Annotated in this window: 13 protein-coding genes; 6 read left to right on the forward strand and 7 right to left on the reverse strand. The window is 39.1% G+C overall.

Features of this window, described 5'->3' with window-relative positions:
• Positions 1–35: 35 nt before the first annotated feature.
• The 7 genes from JKG61_RS08270 to JKG61_RS08300 form a co-directional block, all read right to left on the reverse strand.
• A complete protein-coding gene (locus JKG61_RS08270; RefSeq protein WP_202102508.1) occupies positions 36–1,604 on the reverse strand; it encodes a right-handed parallel beta-helix repeat-containing protein in 1,569 nt (522 codons plus the stop codon).
• A gap of 16 nt (positions 1,605–1,620) precedes the next feature.
• Positions 1,621–2,718: a PKD domain-containing protein gene (locus tag JKG61_RS08275; RefSeq protein ID WP_202102509.1), complete on the reverse strand. Its 1,098-nt coding sequence runs from the start codon at positions 2,716–2,718 to the stop codon at positions 1,621–1,623.
• A 40-nt stretch (positions 2,719–2,758) separates the two neighbouring features.
• A complete protein-coding gene (locus tag JKG61_RS08280; RefSeq protein ID WP_202102510.1) occupies positions 2,759–4,483 on the reverse strand; it encodes a glycoside hydrolase family 32 protein in 1,725 nt (574 codons plus the stop codon).
• 95 nt (positions 4,484–4,578) lie between these two features.
• Complete coding sequence (locus JKG61_RS08285) at positions 4,579–6,111, reverse strand: RagB/SusD family nutrient uptake outer membrane protein (protein ID WP_202102511.1); 1,533 nt, start codon at positions 6,109–6,111, stop codon at positions 4,579–4,581.
• Positions 6,112–6,220: 109 nt separating this feature from the next.
• On the reverse strand, positions 6,221–9,466 hold the full coding sequence (locus tag JKG61_RS08290) for a SusC/RagA family TonB-linked outer membrane protein (RefSeq protein WP_202102512.1): 3,246 nt from the start codon (positions 9,464–9,466) through the stop codon (positions 6,221–6,223).
• A gap of 48 nt (positions 9,467–9,514) precedes the next feature.
• Positions 9,515–10,429: a carbohydrate kinase family protein gene (locus JKG61_RS08295; RefSeq protein WP_202102513.1), complete on the reverse strand. Its 915-nt coding sequence runs from the start codon at positions 10,427–10,429 to the stop codon at positions 9,515–9,517.
• A gap of 13 nt (positions 10,430–10,442) precedes the next feature.
• Positions 10,443–11,777, reverse strand: coding sequence for a sugar porter family MFS transporter (locus JKG61_RS08300; RefSeq protein WP_202102514.1), 1,335 nt, complete (start codon positions 11,775–11,777; stop codon positions 10,443–10,445).
• A 277-nt stretch (positions 11,778–12,054) separates the two neighbouring features.
• Here JKG61_RS08300 and JKG61_RS08305 point away from each other — a divergent pair, with 277 nt between their 5' ends.
• The 6 genes from JKG61_RS08305 to smc all read left to right on the forward strand — a co-directional run bounded on the left by JKG61_RS08305 (position 12,055) and on the right by smc (position 23,373).
• A complete protein-coding gene (locus tag JKG61_RS08305; RefSeq protein WP_202102515.1) occupies positions 12,055–14,835 on the forward strand; it encodes a hybrid sensor histidine kinase/response regulator transcription factor in 2,781 nt (926 codons plus the stop codon).
• A 569-nt stretch (positions 14,836–15,404) separates the two neighbouring features.
• On the forward strand, positions 15,405–16,214 hold the full coding sequence (gene mazG / locus JKG61_RS08310) for a nucleoside triphosphate pyrophosphohydrolase (protein ID WP_202102516.1): 810 nt from the start codon (positions 15,405–15,407) through the stop codon (positions 16,212–16,214).
• Between the two features lie 61 nt (positions 16,215–16,275).
• Positions 16,276–17,274: a tryptophan--tRNA ligase gene (gene trpS, locus JKG61_RS08315; RefSeq protein ID WP_202102517.1), complete on the forward strand. Its 999-nt coding sequence runs from the start codon at positions 16,276–16,278 to the stop codon at positions 17,272–17,274.
• Positions 17,275–17,327: 53 nt separating this feature from the next.
• Positions 17,328–17,948, forward strand: coding sequence for a deoxynucleoside kinase (locus tag JKG61_RS08320; protein WP_202102518.1), 621 nt, complete (start codon positions 17,328–17,330; stop codon positions 17,946–17,948).
• Positions 17,949–18,134: 186 nt separating this feature from the next.
• The gene (locus JKG61_RS08325; protein WP_202102519.1) at positions 18,135–19,724 is read left to right on the forward strand and encodes an ABC-F family ATP-binding cassette domain-containing protein; all 1,590 of its coding nucleotides are present in this window, start codon (positions 18,135–18,137) and stop codon (positions 19,722–19,724) included.
• 106 nt (positions 19,725–19,830) lie between these two features.
• Positions 19,831–23,373, forward strand: a complete 3,543-nt coding sequence (gene smc, locus JKG61_RS08330) for a chromosome segregation protein SMC (protein ID WP_202102520.1) — start codon at positions 19,831–19,833, stop codon at positions 23,371–23,373.
• Positions 23,374–23,442 lie beyond the last annotated feature (69 nt).

Here is a 23,442-nt window from a genome sequence, read left to right on the forward strand (position 1 = left end):
TATCTTAGCTATATGCATAGAGTATATTCAATTTATTATTGGTATTCAAATGCACCTATATCGATAGTCGCAACGTAACGTGTCTGGCCTAAAAAGTCTACCGTACCAGCTCCCAATCCATGGTTATTAGTACCAACATTAATAGAAGGCGACCCTGACTGTAAAGAAAAGTCTGGTGGATAAGCCCCCAGATTACTAAATAGCGGATTGGCAATAAAGCCATTCGTATCTGCGCCACTTCCCCCTTTCCAACTTGCTAGGGTTGAGTATGCGGTACCGTTCCAATACCATCTACTTACGCTTCCGGCAGTATAATATTGATTGTAATCAATTCCATTAAAAGATCCTGTAGCATCATTTTTACGTATAAAAGTTCCTCGGTCCGGTCGACTCACCAAAATGTTATTATGGATTTCGTTATAATGGCAATTGGTATTAATCCTAATTTCACCAACATATTCCCCATAATATCCTAACTCGCCGGCATTATGGAATAAGGTGTTATTTAAGATGAGACTGCTTCTCGTACCGCCTGTTGTGTAATTGGCGTATCCACCCATATATATCCCCTCGGCTCTATTGTTATAAATCAGGTTGTTTCTTACAATACAGTATTCCGTTGGAAATCCATTGTTCTCACTGACTAATCCTATACCTCTATCACTGTCCCATATCTTATTACGCTCAACAGTAATATTACGGGCCCCATCGATGTAAATCCCAATAGTTCCAGCAGCTTGCAATAATACCGGTACCTGTCCCGTTTTGCCATTAATGTTCCAGATTTTATTTTGGGAGACAAGCCCATTCCTAGCATAGTCAACACTAGGAGTACCGTTGGCACCATAGCCACCAGCTATGCAAATTGCTATATTTTCCGCATCATATATTTCATTGTTTATGATCGAAAATTGGTCTACGAATCCGTTTATAGTCAAATTCTCACTTGTGCCGGTCCGGTTATCATGTATTTTATTATTTGCGATTAGCAAATTAGACATGACTGTATTACCATTTCCTTTAAAATGTATCGCATGTGCTTCTCTACCAATGGAAGGAGATGCATTGTTGTGAATGTGATGCACATGGTTATTGGTCACTTCTATATTGGAAGAGGTTCCTTCTACCAAAATACCATCGAGCATTTTTCCTCCGTCGGAGGTGCTGAAGTGGGCTATCTCCATTCCATGGATACGGATCCAGTTAACAGAAGTTAATCTTACTAAGGCATCATGACCACTAGAAGGTAAACCATTTCCACTAATTAATGCATTCTCACCCAAAAAGGACGTTAATGTAATATAAGCATTTGCCTCCCCTGATCGTGGAAAGTTTATTTTTTCAAAATAGATACCTTCACGGACAATGACAGAGTCTCCGGCCTGTGCTAAAGCCAGTGCATGACTTATTGTTTTTAAAGGATCTGTGATAACGCCACTATTGGCATCATTACCACTATTTGAAACATAATAATTTTGTCCTGACGTTGCGAAAGCGACTTTCTTTTCGGACATCATAATACTAGGCTCGCATGAGTTCAGTAACATCAGGAAAATCATTCCCATCAAAAATGGGTAGTTAAAGATTATAGTTGTACTTTTCATATGTAGTTATTATTTATTAATTCGGAAATCGTTCGAACTTGAGTTGATCTTCTTTTAGGTAATAATAAGCCTTTATATTGGTCCATGGTCTAGAGAATCCCCAGCTAGAACCCGCAAATGACAGTCCAAAACCTATACGATCACCAAGAGGAAACATTTCACTACGTAAAATAGAAACCACAACCGCGACTTTTCCGTTCGCCAGTGTTTCCAGATTTTGAACAAATAGCCGATCTGTACTAGGCCTATAATTTTTCCAATCCCACCCGGCTCCATCGGTATTAGAATCAAACATACTGCCTACAGCAGAAAATATTGGGCCATCGATAAACAAATCACAGCCTGCTCCATAAATCCCTTGGTTTCCGGTAACGGTATTCCCATCGGTATCTATAAAGAATCCTACTCCTGTGTATTTCAATTCATCCTTGCTAAGCCCGTCAAACAGCATGTAGAATGATACGTATTTGTCATCGACCGCAACCTTTAGCTGTTGCATTTTGGAGGCCGTATTGTCGGTCTCTCGTTCTATTGAATTATGTACTTTGTCCCAAGCCGATAATGGGGAATGGAGTGGCGGTGCCAATAATACCAACACCTTGGAAGAAGCTTCTCCTCCGTATTTCCCCTGCACGGTGAGCTCTACCGTCTTCACGCCAAAGTCGCTGTAAATATGCTTGGGCGACTCTTCCGATGAAGTCGTACCATCTCCAAAATCCCACTGTAAGCTTTCTACATTTTCGGAACGATTGATAAATGACACACTCAATCCATCACCTGCTACCTGATGTATAAAATTGGCAATAACTCCTACGATAATCATAGAACTTTTGGTGGCCACTACCTTTCCTTCCCTATAGGCGGTCAATGTAATAGAATAAAAATCAGATCGATCGTACACATGTACAGGGTTTGTCTCGTTGGACTTAGTCCCATCGCCAAGATCCCAGGAATAGGAATCAGCCCGTACCGATTGATTTAGGAAGTTAACTTCAAAACCGTTTATTGTAGTAGAATAATCTACCTTTGGCATGGTATGATCATACTTATCTTTTTGACAAGAAGCGAGACTAACCAGAATGCTGACGAATATAAATTGAAAATATGATTTCATAATTAATATTGTTATGTATGTATTGATAAACAGAAACACATTACCAGATTGAACGCATACCGTAAACTTTCATATACTGAATCTGTTCCTTGCTAAAGTCATTGATCTTTATAATCTGTTCTTTGCTGAAGTCCGAAACGAAAGAATGACTGAGCGCGACCTCGCCTCCGTTTGCAAACACTTCCACCGACGTTCGGTCTACAATTATTCTAAGTTGTAAATTTTGTTGCTTTGGTACCTGCGCTTCTAATGCTCCGATCTTAAGTATAGAAGTATGTAAATGGTAAGTAAGCTGCTGACCCAGAATTTCCATCTCGAATATATCACGATGCGGTTCCTCACCTATACCGTGTCGATCTAATACAAGCTGCAAATCTATATCGACCGCCTGCCCTTTGCCCAATTCAATTTCATTTCGTAGGAGAGTCTTTCTATTAGCTTTATCGTATTGATACAATGTCTTTTCACGTAGCCTATTGATCTCCTGAACAGGGTATGAGTTCAATCTATATCCATCGCCTGTTTCTTTGAGTCGAAGTTCGCGAGGAATAGTCATAGCTTGAGAAAACGGCATCCCTGGATATCCGCCCCTAAGCCAGGAGATCTGAATAATCCGTCCATCTTCTTTAGGAATATTGCTAAAGGTCTGCCCCGCATAGTCAGCTCCTCCGTAATTGACTGTGAGAGACGAAGTCTCCGGCTTAAACTGTATCCCGTCAAAATCGCCTACCATATAGCAGCCTGCGCCTCCCCAAAACACCCATTTCTTAATGCCAGGTTTATTATCTACATCAAACTGTATGAGGTCAGGACATTCATTACAGCCCAAATCAGCTATTTCTGACATCTTTTCCCAATTTTTCAGGTCTTTAGAAGAAAAAATGGAAAACGAATTATCCTTGATATATAAAGGCATAATCCATTTGCCGTTGGTTTTATCACCATACCAAAATACTTTAGGATCTCGATCTCCCCCCTCCTTCTGATAAGGTAACACCGGATTTCCTTCGTATTTTGTCCAGCTTATGCCTTGATCCAATGAATAGGCAATGGATTGGCCATAAGTCGCATTATACCTGCCACTCACAGTTGTATAGAGAACCACAATAGCTGGATTTTCTAATTTGCCATCACTATCCAAAATAGGTTTATGCTGAAATCCGGCAGTATTGTACCAATCAACCACTGCGGATCCCGAAAATGCAACGCCTAATTTGTCGGGCTGTATAGCTACCTTATGTTCCCTCCAATGTACAAGATCAGTACTTGTAGCATGCCCCCAAGACATGGTCGTGTTGTCCCAGGTTGTAGAAAATGGCACGTGCTGGAAAAACATATGGTATTTCCCATTAAAATAAAATAATCCATTCGGATCATTCAACCAGCCGCGTTGTGGGGTAAAATGTATTTGAGGTCTTAGTGCCTCTTTATACATTCCCTTGTCTACAAACAATTTGTTGGAGTACTTTAATTGGTCTTTCCAGCGTGATCCCTCAGGAGATTTCTCTACAATCAATTGCAGCATATGGCCTTTGTACGGAGCTACTTCAAAACGGCTATGATAGTCAACCGTGTCTGAAGTAGCTAACGGCACTTCTATCTCCTGAACTATGGAATCTTTTAATTTTATCTGTATCCAGGTCTTTGGGCTACCTATCTTCACAGGAAAATGGATATAATCCTTTTTTATCTGGTGGATCACCAATGTATCGGACACGGTATCTTTTAACATCTCACCCCTTGAAGATGCATAAACCTTATTCATAGCAAAAACTATTAATGTAAGGAACACTGTATATTTCATCTTATTATGTTGCATATGTCTTTCGGAAAATATTTATAATTCTTATGATAATTACGTTAATAGCCCGGATTTTGATTTACTTTTCCCTTACCATCCACAATCACATCATGCGGGATTGGCCATAAGTATTTATATTTCTTCGCTCGGGGTGCCTGGCCACCATTAATTTCCAGAATCACATCCAACAATTTATCAAAACGAATAAGATCAGCCCTGTATTGGCCATTTTCACACCATAATTCATGGGCTCGTTCCAATAAGATAATTTCCTGAAAACGCTCATATGTAGGAATATCACTAAGACTGATCTCGCCCAAATTAGCACGTCTACGTATTACATTCAATAAATCTACAACCTCTTGATTAACCTGCCCACCGGGCTTATAAACAAGGGCCTCAGCAAGACTCAGGTACACGTCCGCATATCTAAAAAAGACACGATCAGCTAGACTCATAAGGCTTTGCTTGTTTATGTCAGGATCTACAAAATATTTCAATGGTACAGGTCCAAATTTCAATGGTTCTCCTGGGTTGGCTCTATTCTGCATCTGACCATCAGTATTCAAATACTCCTCAAGCATGTACGTTTTGCGGGTATCGCTAGGCTCAAATGAATCATAAAATGCCCAATACCCCGAAAGAGTCTGCCAACCGGCTAAATTACCTCCACGAGAGGAAACTAAATTAGTAGGCATGATCTGCAATTGCCAATAATGTGTATTAGGGCCAGTAATAGAGGATGGTATTGCAAAAATCATCTCAGTCCGGGTAGCATTTTGTTTACCAACGGTAAAAAGATCCGTGTAATTTGCAGCCAGTGCATAACCATACTCTCCTTTCATCAGTTCCCGGCACAAGGCTTCCACTTTGGTATAATATTCAGGTCGTTTAGTAATGGAGCTTACCGAGCCATCCAGTCCAAACTGATATTGCATGGTCTCTTTTAGATACAAACGAATCAATAACATATTAGCCACACCTTTATTCAGCCTGCCATATACGGTAGCATTCGGATATGGCAATCCATCTATGGCTGCCAATAGATCAGATTCGATAAATTCGGCCGTCTCTTGATTGGTTGCCCTTGGTAACGGTGTGTCTTTAAGTGGATTTTTTAAAATATCTACCGGAGCTATAACCAATCCTCCATAAATATCATATAGCAAATACATTAAAAAGGCACGAGCACACCTTACCTCTGCTATATATCGTTTCTTCACCTCTTCAGAAAGGTCACTATTCTCGATAGCATCAATTACTAAGGTAGCCCTACTGATCTGGCTTGAGTTATAATAATATTTAGATAAGTCTTGGGTATTTACATCGTAATCCATCCTCCTACAAGCCAGTTGCAGGCCATAAGCACCGATAACTGTATTGGTCATGTTTTCCAACCAGAACTGAACCCCCAAAGTATTCCATGAATTTAATGGTTGATAACAGGATAATACCATTGCCTGAACATCCGCTTCAGTTTTTGGAAAGTTAGAGGGGGAGTACTCATTGTAGATAATAGGATCTAATTTTTTACAACCTGTAACAACATTGCCAAAAATGCCGATGCATAATATTAAATATATCGATTTCATATATAAATTTCTTTGTGATCCCGCTACTAACGGATCGGTTTGTCTTTTAAAAGCGATAGCTAATACTCTTGAAAGCCTGTACATCACTAAAAAGGAGTATTTCATAATTTTAAAAATTAATATTGAGGCCAAACGAGAAAGTTCTAGCATTTGGGTAGGGTCCCCAATGCATATCTGTCTCTGGATCCAATCCCGTATACGGGGTCAGTACAAGCAGGTTATTCACATTAACAAATGCTCTCAACTGATTGATTACTTTACGCTTATCTGCTTTTGGGGCAAATGTATAACCGAAGCCTACATTTTGTAAACGGATAAACCAAGCTTTCTGATATTCGAAATCTCCCATTCCTACTGAAGTACCATGTGGTATATGCCGGCCTGGATCATCTACTGTCCAGGTATTTTCGTAGCGGTACTTTAGCATATTGTATCCATAGGGATATGCACCATCCCCGATAAAGAAATTTGGATCCCTCATAATGCGATCTAGCATCCCATGAAGGTTGAAGGTAAAATCAATTTTTTTGTAGGTCATGGTATTGGAAAGGCCGATGATATATCCCGGATCGGTTGTGCCGATCAATTGCATATCGGCATAATCGATTTTTCCATCGGGTTTACCGAGGTATACAAAACGTCCATTCGCATCTACGATCTTATTACCGTTTTCATCTAATTTATAACCATCGAGATCGCGCAACATCGCCGACCCCGCAAGTATATCGGGTTGTGCATCTGGAATTGGCTCTCCCATTTGTAAAATGCCCAAATACCGGTACGAGTATATTGGTCGGACAGGATCTGTCTCCGATTGGTAGATATCGGGATTCCATCCTTCTACCCTCTTTTTCCATCGATCTCTATAGAATGAAAAGATATAACTGGTCGACCATTTGAAGTTATCTTTGCTGACATTGACAGTGTTTAGTGTGACTTCGACTCCCTTACTCTGTGTAACGCCCAAATTGGCGGTTACTGTGTTCACGTCATGATAGCGGTTCAATTGCTTCGTATTTAATAAATCTGATATTTGCTTTGTATACAATTCAATATTTCCTGAAACACGTCCTGAGAATAGACCAAAATCAATACCCAAATTATATTCCGAAGTAGTTTCCCATTTCAAATCCGGATTTTCTAATCTATTCTGGCGGACACCAAAGACCTGTCCTCCGCCGTCATTATTCCATACTAGATCTGGGATGTAAGCTGCAAAAGCATTGTCTCCTATAGAAGCATTCCCTGTCTGCCCATAACTCAATCTTAATTTTAACTGGCTTAATTTAGATTGAGCAAATTGCATAAACGACTCTTGATGGAGGTTCCAACCTACCGCTACAGATGGAAAATACCCCCATTTGTGATTCTTTGCAAATTGGCTCGCACCATCTGCTCTAAATGTACCTGTGATCAAGTATTTGCTATTATCAATTCCAAAATTTAATCGAGCAAAATGAGATAACCGATTATTTTGAGAAGCTCCAGAAGCAACAGTTTTAATACCGCTTCCGGCTCCTAAATTGTACCACAGAAATATATCCGATAGGAAATTGGTATTTTTAAGGTAGTGTGCATTAGACATGGAGGTTTCATAAGATGTACCGTACATCACCTCCAAATTATGCTTTTCACGAAATGTTTTATTATAGTTCGCTAATAATTCAATACGTTTGAACTCATCGCTAGAGGAGCGGATAGATCCCATACCTTCTGATCTGGCACCGAAGATGTATGTTCGAGGATGATAGGTATTCCGCGTGCGATTCGATCGGTCCAATGCTGCATTCAATTTAAACATCAATCCGGAAAAAGGCGTGTAAATCAAATCCAATCCTCCTAAAAAACGATCGCTAGAACCATTGTCTGTTATAGTAAGCATCGACAATGGATTTGGGACATTGGGTAACATAGGATTGATGGAGTATTCTCCATTTGCATCAAAAACAGGGAGTGAAGGATCCATTATAGCCGCATTTACTAAAGCTCCCTTATCTCCCCAAGCCCCATCCCCAAACATAACATTGTCATTGTTAAACCTGGATATATAAAAGTTAACGTTTGTTTTAAAATATTTGCTTAGCCTTTGATCAAGATTTACTTTACCGGTATAGCGCTTCACCCCATTACTTTTTATGATACCATTCTGATTAAAAAAGTTGGCTGACACAAAATATCGCGTCACATCTGTACCTCCGCTCACATTGACATTAGACTCCTGAATGGATCCGTTACGCATCAACATCCCCACCCAATCGGTACCGGGACCTGCTTCCGAAATCTCCTGCTCTTTATAGATTGGTGAATAACGAATACCATTTACTGGATTGGTTTGGGCTTCTGAAAAAGTTCTCTTACCATACGGTGCGACTCCATTGCTGATACTCCAAGCGCGTAGGTGAATTTCATTTTTGGATTGCATCCAGGTTGTTAAATCCAACACTTCATAAGTATCGGTTTTTTGCTGTATACTGAAATTATTAGAAAAAGAAATTTCCGCTTTCCCTGCTTTACCTCTTTTTGTTGTTATCAATATCACCCCATTAGCGGCCCGAGACCCATATATAGCCGTTGCAGACGCATCTTTTAACACCTCTATGGATTCAACATCATTGGGATTAAGAAAATTTAAAGGACTTTGGGTACCGTCGCCGGTTCTACCTTCACTATTCTCGGGTTGAACAACCTGAGATATAGGTATACCATCAATGATAACTAATGGCGTATTGCTTGCATTGACTGAACTCGCTCCACGAACCAATATATCAATTCCTCCTCCTGGTTGTGCACTATTTTTATGAATCGATACCCCAGCGAGCTTTCCCTGCAATGCCTGATCAATCCCGACCATCCCTGTCTTGACTACATCATCTCCCTTTACACTTGAAATGGCTCCTGTAAGATCTTTCCGCTTTTGTTCACCATAACCTACTACCACTACTTCGTCCAGATTATTATAGTCTCTTTCCAATTTTACGCGAACCTCTCGATTCTCTTTTACCAAAAGAGTCTGTGTTTTATAACCTACGCTTGATAGCTGTAGCCGGATAAACTCTTCTTCTTTTATAATGGGCAACACAAATACCCCCTCTTCATCGGAGATGCTTGTTATGTTCTTGCCAACAACACGCACAGTGACATCTTTCAGTGGTGTTCCATTATTGTCTGTTACCAATCCTCGAATTGTCTGGGGCGGATTATAATCGGAATAGCTTTCGGAGCTGTTCCCAGCTATTGGTATTAAGGTTCCTACTGCCTTTGACTCCGCTTTGACGAAAGCTATTGGGCAACCAATAACCAAACTGGCACAAAGCATATACCTACTAGCGTGTCCTAATTTTATTTTTATCATCATAGTTTATAATATGGTTTTTTAATTTTCTTAACTGTATTTGAAGATACACTAATACGCTGCTACGTATCTTCGCTTTTCAATATAATCGTAGCTTTTTTTCCATAAAAATCTGTTAAAGTCAACAAGCTGGTACTCTGGACACCCACCTTTATTTGAAGTTATATACCCACTGATCTGGGTTGCAAACTCTAAATTCTCTTCCAAATCAAAACCATTAAGCCTCCCGTAAATAAAACCTGCTAAAAATGAATCGCCACTACCAATGGTATCTTTTACCGAAACTGGGTAAGCTTTAAAATTATAATTGACTCCATCGGAAAAATAGCATCCCCCCTCGGCACCTTTTGTTAGTATTAGTTCACTTATACTGAATTTATCCATGATCAATGTGGCCTGATTCACATCCGAACTCAACTCCGATTCGAACCAAGAATAAATAGTGTTGAGTTCAGAAAGATTGACTTTAACAACATCTGACAGGCCTAATAAATAACATATTTTATCTTTGTCCAAGAAAGGAGGTCTTAGGTTGACATCAAATATCTTCAAGTCAGCCTTTGACAATATGGATTTTAGGGCTTCATAGCTACGGTCCGATCGGGATGCTAAGCTTCCAAATACCAAAATGTCCATCCTACTCAAATCCTTGCTTACCTTGATATTGTCCCAAGCAGATGGATAAACGATATCATAATTTACTTCTTCATTAGCATCTATCGTCGCATTGACTATCCCAGTTGGATATATTGAATCTATTACAAAGCTTGTGTCGACATCATTTTCATTTAGAAAACCCATAAGCTTTTCACCTCTTTTGTCTCTCCCCACGCAGCTAATGATATAACTGGATACACTTAGTTTAGCGAGATGATAAGCGACATTCATAGGAGCTCCTCCAGGGATCTCGGTACCACCTATTATATCCCATAATACCTCTCCAAAACAATAAACCTTTGTATTCATATTCCTGTTTTTTTTATTGATTTATAGATGCTGTATTTGCTTCCTGTAGTTGTTCTAAAGATCTTTTCTTTGTCTCTGGCATATATTTTAAAACGAACACAAGCTGCCCGATCATAAAAAAGGCAAAAATCAAAAAAGTGCTACTGCCCCCTAGCCAAGAACTGAACATGGGGAAACAAAATGTAATAATCACAGCCATAACCCAATGAGTTAAACTGCCTAAAGTCTGACCTTGCGCTCTCACAACATTCGGGAATATCTCGGCTATAAAAACCCAAATAACGGCACCCTGAGATAATGCAAAAAATGCGATATAGAACATCAAACACACAAGAATTAGGATGCCATCGGGCTCGCTTTGATGAAACGAGTAGGACACCAGCAATAAAGAAAAAATAATTCCTATTGTCCCGAACAGCATGAGCTTACGCCTTCCAAACTGATCGATAACACTGAGTGCTAATAAGGTAAATATAAAATTAACTAATCCTATCCCCACAGTTGACAGTAAAGACCCTTGTGAACCCAATCCTGCCATCTCAAACACCCGAGGTGCATAATAAATGATTGCATTGATACCTGATACTTGGTTAAAAACGGCAAACAATATGGCCAACAGCAAAGGTTTGTTATAGTCTTTCTTAAAAACAGAATATTTTTGTTCGCCATGTATAGCCTTTGAATTTAAAATCACCTCCAATTCTCTGGTACTATTCGTGGGATTGATAACCTCTAATATACTTTTTCCTAATTCCAGATTTCCTTTCTTTATAATCAACCATCTCGGGCTTTCTGGCAGGTATTTTATAAGTACAAAAAATAAAATTGACGGGAATGCTTGGACACCTAGCATATATCTCCACGTCTCACCCTCCATCTGGCCTATCATATAATTAGAAAGGTAGGATATAAGAATACCAAGAACTATATTGAACTGGAACAGTCCAACGAGTCTTCCTCTTTTATCTGGTGGAGATATTTCGGATATATAGATTGGTGCTGTGACAGATGAAATACCTACACCGACTCCCCCCAATAGCCTAAATGTCAAAAAAAACACCCAATTATGCGCTAAAGCTGTTCCTATAGCGGATACTAAATATAATGAAGCTATTAATAAAAGTGCTTTCTTACGCCCCCAATTATCTGAGGGAATAGCTCCAACAAGCGCACCTAATACAGTACCGATGAGCGCTATCGACATAGTCACTCCATGTTCAAATTCTGTAAGAGCCCAATACGCCTGAATTTCTCGCTCTGCGCCTGAAATCACAGCAGTGTCAAAACCAAATAAAAAGCCTCCGAGTGATATGACCAAAGACCAAAGAAAAACCTTGTTGTTATTCATAAAAAAGATTTAGTTATTAGATTATATATCCAAAGGTCGCTTTTCGGTAAGGCTCGGTCTTACACTATTATGTCAATAGCTTATGAAACTTAAAAAAACAATAACAAACTGATTAAAAGCGAATTATACATATAAAAATTCTCACTATTCTATTTTTGTTTCACATATTTTCAATTTTATTTCACCCACAGACACCACATTGACATATCTAATGATATAAATTACCATCCTTTTAAAGTTTATTGATAGATTTACAAAAGACCAAAATAAATCGATTATGTATAGACTATATTATATTCTCACATTTAGTGTGCTGTCGGTTCTATTTATAAACTGCGAAAGCAAAAGAAATGAAGAAACAATTACAATCGCCTTTTCACAATGCGTGGGCTCTGATGCCTGGAGAAGAAATATGCTTGAGGAAATGAAAAGGGAGCTTTCGCTTAATAAAAACGTGGAATTCGTCTATCAAGATGCCAATAATAATAGCCTTACTCAAATCCAACAACTTAGAGATATCGCGAAAAAAAAACCTGACCTGATAATAATTTCTCCGAATGAAGCGGCCCCGCTTACACCTATCGTGGACAGTTTGTTTAAAGCTGGAATCCCAATCGTCGTAACAGACAGAAAAACCACATCAAATAAATACTCGGCTTACGTCGGCGCAGATAACTATCAAGTAGGTTATAAAGCAGGAGAATATTTGGGAAGTAAACTGAACGGTAAAGGAAATATATTACAAATAACAGGGCTTCCACTCTCTTCGGCCTCACAGGAACGTGAAAAAGGATTTTACGAAGCTTTGAAATCATTTAGAAACATCAAGCATAACACCAAAATAAATGGACAATGGATCCGAGAAAACGCTGAAAAGGCACTGTTGACACACCCATTTCCTGTTAACGGTTATGATGCAATCTTTGCATTTAATGACCAGATGGCATTAGCTGCTCATCAAGTCGTAGCACAGTTATATGGAAATCAAAACACAAGAATAATAGGAGTAGATGCTCTCCCTGGACTAGACAATGGAATCGATCTCATATATAACAAGAAAATATATGCTTCATTGCTCTACCCTACCGGAGGAAAAGAATGTATACAGACTGCAATGGCGATAATATCTGGAAGGGCTTATGAAAAGGAATTATTACTAGAATCTTTTGTAGTAGATTCGACGAATGTACACGCGATGAAAGTTCAAAATGACAAATTGATCACGCAACAGATCGACATTGATCGTCAGCAAAAGCTTTTAGAAGATCAAAAGCGAGTATTTATTGGGCAACAGCGGACATTAAATTTTCTAGTCATCAGTTTAGTTTTTGCTATTGTATTCGGTGGAATTACATTTTATCTTTTAAAGGCCAATTGGGATAAAAACAAACAGCTGGAAACCCAAAATCATGAAATACTGAACCAACAGGAAAAAATCCTGGAAATGAGTGAAAATATTAAAAAGGCATCAGAAGCAAAGATTAACTTCTTTACCATGATCTCGCATGAATTTAAAACTCCGCTGACCTTGATGCTTATTCCATTGCGTGCATTTTTAAAAAAGTACAGTGTAACGGATGATCAAAAATATCATCTCGAGCTGGTAGAGAAAAATGCTTTAGTTCTACAACAGTTGATCAATCAACTTTTAGACTTTCAAAAATTCAAGAATTATAGTGTATCTCTGCATGTAGAGAGTAAGAACATACTTCTAATATGTCAACAGATCGTCAATCTGTTTAGACCCTTAGCAAGGATAAAGAACATAGATTTTTACTTAGAAAACAGTATAAAAACCCCAGTTGCAGACATAGATAACTCTCAATTTGAAAAGTTAATATTTAATTTATTAAGCAACGCCTTTAAATTCACCCCTAATAATGGAAAAGTGACGATGAGCCTTAGTCCTGCCGAAAACCATGGTTCTTTCAATATAACCATTAAAGATAATGGAATTGGTATTCCGAGCAGTGACATTGACAATATATTCGAACCGTTCTACCATGGAAACAATGCGGAACATGGAAGTGGTATAGGTTTAGCATTGTGTAAAGAAATCGTAACGCTACATAATGGCAATATCTATGTTGAAAGCCACACCAATGATGGCACTAAATTACGGATAACGTTGCCTTTTAAACAGAAAAAAGATTCTGAACACGAGATCGGTGAAGATAATACATCAAATAGAAATAGTGAATATTTAGCAAATAGTTTTTTTCTTATTGACGATCAAATCCAGAATACCCTCGAGAATGATCACTTACAACAACAAAAATGGCATAACCAAGAAAAATCTATTTTAATTATCGAGGACAACAGAGATTTAGCTGTTCTGTTAAAAAATATTTTTATAGAATCTTATCACGTTTACTTTGTACATAGTGGTATGGAGGCCTTAGAAATGGTAACTCAAATAAATCCATCACTAATAATTACAGATAACATGTTACCAGATATTTCAGGTGTAGAGATTGTTAAAAAACTTAAAGCTGATAAATATACTTCTTACATTCCAATCATAATATTGAGTGCTAAATCAAATGATGAGCATATTATCAGCGGACTAAAAGTTAAAGCAGATCTCTATATTACAAAACCATTCAACACGGAATTTTTAATTGAATCTGTCGGCAGTTTAATAGCTAATAGAAAAATGCTGGAACAGTACTATTCCAATAACAATATCGATTTAAGGCATATCATTAGTCCTGATCCGAATGATAAAGTTCTTTTAAAAAATCTAGAGCACTATATAGAGAATAATATTACAAACCCGCAACTATCAGTCGATGAGATTAGCTCATTTTTAAATATATCGAAGGTCACTCTACACAGAAAATTAAAAACATTATTAGATTGCAATGTCTCTTTTTACATAAATGAAAAAAAACTACAAAAATCTAAACAATTGATCTTAAAAAATATACCACTAAGTATTGTCGCCTATGAAAGTGGCTTCACAAATCCCGCATACTTTTCAACGGCTTTTAAAAAGAAATATGGGATGACGCCGTCTGAATTTAAGGCCAACATTAGAAAAAACTCTAAAATATAATATAATAAGGAATAGTGTCTATATATAGCATATTTTTTTATAGCGATAAGCTTCTATAAGCATTAAATTAACATGGATAACAAATCACAAGCAAATCTGTTTACAGACTTATACAAAAAGCTTACGCCAAGGCAGTTTAACCCAAAGTTAATTTTGGTTTCTATGCCGATTTGACCCCAATGGTACAAAAAAAATAAACGCATTAGAACGGCTTAAAATCAAAATAGAGTAACCTCTACTTTTTTACTGCCGATGAAACCTCTAACATTTTGAAAAAATGACCGAAGAGTTTTTACAAAAAGGCTTAGGCGAGTTTCCAAAAATGCTTAGGCAGCTTCGAAAAGTTGCCTAAGCGAGTTTAAGAACTCAGAAGTGGAGCACAAAACTGACATAAAGAGAAACAAACATTCTTATAAAGAATATTCATTTTCGTCAAAAACCACCATTAAAACTCCCGGATCTCTTTCATTTTTTACCCGCGGACTTTGGCACAATACGATAGTTCGCCTAAAACGTTTCATACGGCAACTATTAAATCTTAACTTTGGGCTACAAAAAAAGAAAACATCATGGCACATCCCATCCCTACAACAGCAAGCAACCCATCGGAAGCATTTTCTCGACTTTTAACCGTGATGAATACCCTACGGATAGATTGCCCTTGGGATAGAAAACAGACGATGGAAAGCCTACGTCACCTGACCATCGAAGAAATGTACGAACTAGCGGATGCAATCTTGGACCAAGATCTCGATGAAGTAAAAAAAGAGCTGGGCGACCTGATGATGCACTTGGTTTTCTATGCTAAGATTGCCGAAGAACAACATGCATTTGATATCACAGCGGTGCTCAATAGCGTCTGTGACAAATTGATCCATCGCCATCCACACATCTATGCCGAGACAACGGTAGACAATGATGAAGATGTCAAAGCCAACTGGGAACAGATCAAATTAAATGAAGGTAACCGTTCAGTCCTTGCCGGTGTTCCAAAAACATTGCCTGCCCTGGTGAAAGCCTATCGTATACAGGACAAAGTACGCGGAGTAGGCTTTGATTGGGACGACAAGACCGAAGTCTGGAAGAAGGTTGAAGAAGAACTTCAGGAATTTAAGCAAGAGTTTGATCTGGAGAATAAGGATACCGTTGATATGGATAAAGCGGAACAGGAATTTGGTGATCTTCTCTTCTCTTTAATCAATTATGCCCGACATATGGGAATCAATCCCGAAAATGCGTTAGAAAAAACAAACAAAAAATTCATACGGAGGTTTAACCATTTAGAACAGCGGGCATCCGAGAATGACCAAAAACTCAGTGAAATGAACCTTGCTGAGATGGATATCTATTGGAACGAAGCAAAGACGCTAGGTCTCTAAATGGTCATAATATCGAAAACTAAAAATAAAATAAAGGAATTATTCCGTAATTTCGCAGCATATGGAAACTGTCGTTAGCGGTATCAGAAGTACCGGAAAATTACATTTAGGAAACTATTACGGAGCGTTGAGTAATTTTGTCAAAATGCAAGATGAATACAATTGCTTCTTTTTTATAGCCGATTTACATTCTCTTACCACACACCCCAATCCGCAAGACTTACAGTCTACGGTTCGCAATGTCGTGATTGAATATTTAGCAGCAGGCATTGACCCCGAAAAATCCACGATTTACGTTCAATCCGATGTACCCGAGGTAGCAGAGCTTTACCTCTACATGAATATGAATGCTTATTTGGGCGAACTTGAAAGATCTACTTCCTTCAAAGACAAAGTCCGTTCAAATCCGGATAATGTCAATGCAGGTTTGTTAACCTATCCCGTGTTAATGGCATGTGATATTTTACTTCATCATGCGACCAAGGTACCTGTAGGCAAAGATCAGGAACAACATCTGGAAATGACCCGTACATTTGGCAATCGTTTTAACCACCTTTATAAGGTAGATTATTTCAAAGAAGCCTTTGCGTTCTCCTACTCGAACAAATTAGTTAAGGTACCGGGACTGAGCGGACAGGGCAAAATGGGTAAATCAAATGGTGAAGCAGATTGTATCTATCTATCTGATACGCCTGAGGTAATCCGTAAAAAAATCATGCGTGCTGTTTCCGATTCTGGACCTACAGCACCTAATCAAGAAAAGCCAGAGTCAGTACAGAATCTCTTTGACCTGATGAAGGTGGTATCTACGGATGATACGCTGGCGCATTTTGATGATTTATACAATAAATGCGAGATACGATATGGGGATTTCAAAAAGCAACTGGCCGAAGATATGGTCATCGCCACAGAACCTGTCCGGTCCCGCATACAGGATATCTCCAATGATGAAGATTATATCCAAAAAGCGCTTCGTATAGGTGCGGAAAAAGCATCTGCAAGTGCCCAGAAAACACTACGTGAAGTACGGGAAATCATTGGGATCAAAAAACTTTATTAGTTGAATTATGACGATGAGGTCGTAATCTTTACTTTTTAACTTTTATTTAAGCTATGCATATTGCAATCGTTGGAAATATTGGAGCTGGAAAGACAACATTGACTAAACTACTCGCTCAACACCTCAATTTTGAGCCGCAGTTTGAAACAGTAGATGACAACCCCTACCTTGAAGACTTTTATAGTGATATGAAAAGATGGGCTTTCAACTTGCAGATTTTCTTTTTAAACAGTCGCTTCCGCCATATTGTCGAGCTACAACGTAAAAGTATCAACATGATACAAGACCGCACCATCTATGAAGATGCATACATCTTTGCAGAGAATCTGTATGATATGGGATTGATGAGTGCACGCGACTTTGAAAACTACAGTAATATATTCCAAAGTATCATACATTATATCAAACCACCGGATCTTTTGATTTATCTAAAGGCTTCTGTACCGACATTGGTTAACAATATACAGACCAGAGGCCGGGACTATGAATCGGGTATCCGCCTAGACTACCTGTCAAAGCTGAATGATAAGTATGAAAAATGGATCAACAATTATACAGATGGAAAATTGTTGGTACTGGACAAAGATAACTTGGACTTTGCGAATAATCCCGAGGATCTTGGAACTATCATTCAAAAAATAGAAGCCGAACTATACGGTCTATTTAAAAAATAAACATATTGCCACCGCAAAAAGGGCTTTATTTTGCAACATTTGTAAATAAAGCCTTTTTTTTTCTTACCTTTGTCTATCTGACAAATAAAAACGCATTATATGTAAAATTGATTTCTTCTCTTTTTAACCCACAACTGCCCTGTCGTCAAGGAGTCGGTTATCTTATTACTTTCAAAAGAAGAAATCATGCTTATTTTACAAAATGTATCCTATACATTTCCAAACAAATCTATTGCATTTGAAAATATTGGTTTTCGCCTAGCTCCACAGGAAAAAGTAGCTTTAGTCGGAAATAATGGCGTCGGAAAATCAACTTTATTACACCTTATCAGTGGACATACCTCTCCATCACATGGACAGATACAGGCCAATGGAAGCGTTTACTTTGTCCCTCAGGTATTTGGTCAATACAACAATCTCACGGTAGCAGAAGCCTTAGGCGTACAGGAGAAACTTATTGCCTTGGACAATATCCTAAAAGGCAGTATTAATGAGAATGATTATCTCATGCTAGACGACGACTGGGCTATTGAAGAACGATGTCAACAGGCGCTTAATGCTTGGGGGCTGGAAGACATTGCCTTGAGATCCCCTATTGAAAAGCTAAGTGGCGGACAGAAAACTAAAGTTTTCCTCGCAGGCATAGCTATTCACGACCCACAGCTTGTGCTTCTTGATGAGCCATCTAATCATCTGGATGCATCGAGCCGGGAAAAATTGTATAACTATATCTCGCAGAGCAACAAAACTATGCTTATCGTGAGCCATGATAGACAGCTACTCGACCTGTTGGACATCACGTTTGAAATGACACCGCATGGCATCACCCGCTTTGGAGGTAACTATGAATTTTATCTGGAGCAAAAGAACGTGCAATTGAGTGCTCTAGCCGATGATATAGGCGCCAAAGAAAAGGAGATACGAAAAGCAAAGCTCAAGGAAAGAGAAACAGCCGAGCGGCAAAATCGCCAGGATTCAAGAGGTCAGCGAAAGCAGGAGAAGGAAGGTGTGGCTCGTATCATGATGAATACCCTGAAAAATAAAGCGGAGAATAGTACCTCCAAGCTTAAAGCGGTACATCAATCAAAAATTACCGATCTGAACAAAGACCTCACGACACTGCGCTCGTCTGTTCCGGATCTGGACAAGATGAAGTTTGATTTTCAAAATATGCGCGTCCATGAGGGAAAAACGTTATTTGAAGCCAAAGACATACAGGTCATAAAGAATGACGGAACTCCACTATGGCCCACGCCTATCCATATACTTATACGGGGAGGGCAGCGTATTGCCATTCAAGGAGACAACGGTAGTGGCAAGACCACTTTGTTGAAAATAATCCTAAAGCAAATGATACCGCAAGAGGGAAAATGTTTTTCGGCCTTTGAACACGCAGTTTATGTAGATCAGGAATATGCCTTGCTGGACAACAAATTAACACTATTCGAACAAGCCCAGCTATTCAATGATTCGGGACTCCAACCTGCAGAAATCAATACCCGATTAAAGCGGTTTCTCTTCCAACCAGACGATTGGAATAAGCCCGTTAGTGTATTGAGCGGAGGTGAACGGTTACGCCTTACGCTGTGTTGTCTCACGGTCTCTCCGAATGCGCCAGATCTTATTATTTTGGACGAACCTACGAATAACCTGGATCTTCAAAATGTACGCATCCTGACCCACGCAATCAATTCTTACGAAGGCACCTTGATTGTCGTATCCCATGACGCCACTTTTTTGGAAGATATTGGTATTAAAGACTTTATACAACTCTAAACAACTGTTTTTTGGGGGATGTGGAAATCTATAAAAATGTGCAAAACCTAGATTTAAATTCTGTCTTTAATTGTTTATTTTCGTACGAACTAATACTACAAGGTGAATGGAGCTAACTAAGCTTGAAATCAAGGGTTTTAAAAGTTTTGGTGATAAAATCACAATAAATTTTAACGAGGGCGTCACGGCTATCGTCGGTCCGAATGGTTGCGGAAAATCCAACGTGGTAGATGCTATCCGTTGGGTGCTGGGTGAACAGAGTACGAAGACCTTGCGTTCAGAAAAGATGGAGAATATTATCTTCAACGGAACAAAAACGCGAAAGCCAGCCAATCTAGCAGAGGTATCGTTGACTTTCAACAACAACAAAAGTGTATTGCCAACAGAATTCACCACCGTCACTATAACGCGTAAACTGTACAGAACGGGAGAAAGTGAATACCGACTTAACGATGTAAAATGTCGCCTCAAGGATATTACAGATTTATTTCTGGATACTGGAATCGGTGCAGACACCTACTCTATCATTGAGTTGAAAATGATAGACGAAATCATTGCGAATAAAGATAACTCTAGGAGAAACCTATTCGAAGAGGCTTCAGGGATATCCAAGTACAAAGTCCGGAAGAAACAAACGCTCAACAAGCTCAAAGAAACAGAGGCAGATCTATCTCGTGTCGATGACTTGCTATATGAAATTACAAAGAATCTAAAGACCTTAGAAACGCAGGCGAAAAAGGCCGATAAATACTTTTTATTGAAAGAAGAGTATAAAAAAGCTAGTGTCGGATTAGCGTACTATCGCTTGGATAGCTTTAGCTCAGACCTAAGCACATTAGGTGAAAAAGAAAAAGAGCTAAGCCAATCGCTCCAAACTACACTCGAGCAGATTGACAGCAAAGAAAAGGAGCTTCGAACAGGCCGTGAGGAAATATTGGTAAAGGAAAAAAGCCTTTCGACACAACAAAAAACGACTCACGAGTTTCAAAATAAAATCCGGATATACGAATCGGAGAAAAAAATAAAGAATGAGCGTCTCCACCACTTACAAGAGCGTGACGCGCGAATACAAACGGAACAAAACCTGGATAAACAGCAACTTAGTCATGTTGATTCTACCTTAAAGCGACTACATGAGGAGATTTATGAAGAGCAGGCTAAATTAGATGTTTATCAAGATGCTATACAAAAGAATAAAACAGAGGTTGAAGAACTAAGAGGACAGCAACAAACCGCTAAAAGTAAATTAGACCGTTTTGCTGCTGAAAACAATGAGCTGCAAAACAAAATCTATAAAGTTGAAAAAGATATTGCGGTCTTTAACATTCAAAAAGAATCGCTCGAGCAAGAGTCCTTACGCAATATCACTGACGCAAGTAGTAAAGCGGAGGAGTTAAATCAATTTAACCTTGCTGTTGACGACTTACAATCGAAAGTAGATGCGCAACAGGGCTTGTACGAGCAAGCATTAGAGCTTGAAAACGAACTCAACGGTAAGATCCAAGTTGCTGAGACTAAACTAGCACAAGCAAAAGACGAACTCAGCAAAGAGTCTCGTTTGGTTGATGCCAAACAAAATGAGTACAACCTTACGAAGTCGTTGGTTGATAACCTTGAAGGGTTTCCTGAGTCTATTAAGTTCTTGCGTAAAAATGCTGGATGGAGTAAGTCTTATCCCCTATTTTCAGATATTCTTTTCTGTCAGGAAGAGTATCGTGTCGCGATTGAAAACTACTTGGAGTCGGTGATGAACCACTACGTGGTCGACACGCAACAAGATGCGATTCAAGCAATTAATCTTTTGAGCGATGCTGCTCGAGGACGAGCCAACTTTTTTGTTTTAGATGCCGTGTTGCAACCTGTTGAACAAACTACCCCTACAGTACCGAGTGGCATGGTATCTGCAATGGACGTTATAAAGGTAGACAAGAAGTATGAAAAGCTTTGTCTAGAATTGCTAAAGAACGTCTATCTTCTACATGCCGACGATCCTAAATCTATAGAAACCGACTTACCAACTGCAGATGCCGTTATCTTACATCACGAGGGTAAATTCAATAAGCACAAATTGGGCTTAAGTGGTGGTTCGGTTGGTCTTTTTGAAGGTAAGCGTATCGGTCGTGCAAAGAACCTCGAGAACCTAGCAAAAGAAATCAAAACGCTCAATGCACATATTGCCGAGTTAATGAAGGTTGAGGAAGAGCAAATCGAACTCATTGCCTCGCTAAAGCGACAATCGCAAAAAGAAGTCATCGACGAACTACGTATTCAGTTGGCTCGCCTACAAAATGAATGGACCTCTGTAAAAACAAAGCAAGAACAATATCAAGCATTCTTGGCTAATTCACAGAATAGAAAGGCTGACATAGAATCACGTCTGTCACAAATCGCTGAAGATCTGAATAAAGCAGAGCCGGAATTAAAGATCTTGAAGGTCGAAAGTGAAGAGCGCCAAAAGCAAGGCTTAGATTTGCAGGCAGCATTCAATGATTTAAATGATTTTCTAACCGAACGATCGGCAGAATATAACCAGGAAAACATTCGTTTACACCAACAGCAGAATAAGTTGTCGGGCGTCCAAAAAGACCTGGAATATCGGGAAAGTCAAAAGGAAGCTTTGGAAGAGCGTATCAATAAGAATACAGCCGAACAAGAGCAAATAAAGGTAGACATGAAAGATGCTCTAACCTTTACAGACAGCAATGACGACGATTTAAAGGGCTTATATGAGCAAAAAGAGTCTCTCGAGAAAGCTTTACATGAAATGGAAGAAGTATTCTACTCCTTCCGTAAACACCTTAATGACCTCGAGGAGGAAGTAAGCAATCTACGTAAAGCCAAAGATCAATATGATTTCTTGATTACGGAGATAAAGGATAAAAAGACAACCCTTCAGATAGACCTTAATAGCCTTAAAGAGCGTCTATCGGTAGAATTCAATATCGATATCAAAGAGCTCCTTGAAGGGGAAATGCCAGAGATAGAACAGTCACCCGAAGAACTGGGCTCCCTATGTACCCGGTTGAAAAAACAGCTGGACGAATACGGAAGTATCAACCCTATGGCTAAAGAGGCTTATGATGAGATTACGGAACGTTTTAATTTCATTACGAAAGAGAAGAATGACCTGGTAGCAGCGAAAGACTCTTTGCTATCTACTATTCAGGAAATAGATGATAGTGCCAATGACAAGTTTATGAGCGCCTTTACTTCGGTAAGGGAAAACTTTATCCGTGTATTCCGCTCGCTATTCAACGAAGAAGATAGCTGTGACCTGATTCTCAGTGACCCTAAGAATCCATTAGAGTCCGACATTGATATTATTGCCCGGCCTAAAGGAAAACGTCCGCTATCTATCAATCAGCTGTCAGGTGGGGAGAAAACGCTAACTTCTACAGCTCTACTATTCTCCCTGTATCTCTTGAAGCCTGCGCCATTCTGTATCTTCGATGAGGTAGATGCGCCGTTGGATGACACGAATATTGACAAGTTCAACAAAATCATACGTGAGTTCTCTAATCAATCACAGTTTATCGTGGTATCCCACAATAAACGTACGATAGCGAGTACCGACATTATCTATGGTGTTACGATGGTAGAACAAGGAATATCCCGCGTAGTACCGGTCGACCTAAGGGACGTAGCTTAACTCAGTTCATACTGAAAAATGTATATCCCGACATCTTCGCAAGGCTGTCGGGATTTTTTTATAAACTTT

Origin of the sequence: Sphingobacterium faecale, assembly GCF_016746095.1 — a bacterium.
GTDB classification, from domain to species: Bacteria; Bacteroidota; Bacteroidia; order Sphingobacteriales; family Sphingobacteriaceae; genus Sphingobacterium; species Sphingobacterium faecale.

Coding starts and splice junctions, on each gene's coding strand:
- JKG61_RS08300 (WP_202102514.1), bottom strand. CDS start 11,777: ATGAATAACAACAAGGTTTTTCTTTGGTCTTTGGTCATATCACTCGGA.
- smc (WP_202102520.1), top strand. CDS start 19,831: ATGGAGCTAACTAAGCTTGAAATCAAGGGTTTTAAAAGTTTTGGTGAT.
- JKG61_RS08305 (WP_202102515.1), top strand. CDS start 12,055: ATGTATAGACTATATTATATTCTCACATTTAGTGTGCTGTCGGTTCTA.
- mazG (WP_202102516.1), top strand. CDS start 15,405: ATGGCACATCCCATCCCTACAACAGCAAGCAACCCATCGGAAGCATTT.
- JKG61_RS08325 (WP_202102519.1), top strand. CDS start 18,135: ATGCTTATTTTACAAAATGTATCCTATACATTTCCAAACAAATCTATT.
- JKG61_RS08320 (WP_202102518.1), top strand. CDS start 17,328: ATGCATATTGCAATCGTTGGAAATATTGGAGCTGGAAAGACAACATTG.
- JKG61_RS08270 (WP_202102508.1), bottom strand. CDS start 1,604: ATGAAAAGTACAACTATAATCTTTAACTACCCATTTTTGATGGGAATG.
- JKG61_RS08275 (WP_202102509.1), bottom strand. CDS start 2,718: ATGAAATCATATTTTCAATTTATATTCGTCAGCATTCTGGTTAGTCTC.
- JKG61_RS08295 (WP_202102513.1), bottom strand. CDS start 10,429: ATGAATACAAAGGTTTATTGTTTTGGAGAGGTATTATGGGATATAATA.
- JKG61_RS08290 (WP_202102512.1), bottom strand. CDS start 9,466: ATGATGATAAAAATAAAATTAGGACACGCTAGTAGGTATATGCTTTGT.
- trpS (WP_202102517.1), top strand. CDS start 16,276: ATGGAAACTGTCGTTAGCGGTATCAGAAGTACCGGAAAATTACATTTA.
- JKG61_RS08280 (WP_202102510.1), bottom strand. CDS start 4,483: ATGAATAAGGTTTATGCATCTTCAAGGGGTGAGATGTTAAAAGATACC.
- JKG61_RS08285 (WP_202102511.1), bottom strand. CDS start 6,111: ATGAAATCGATATATTTAATATTATGCATCGGCATTTTTGGCAATGTT.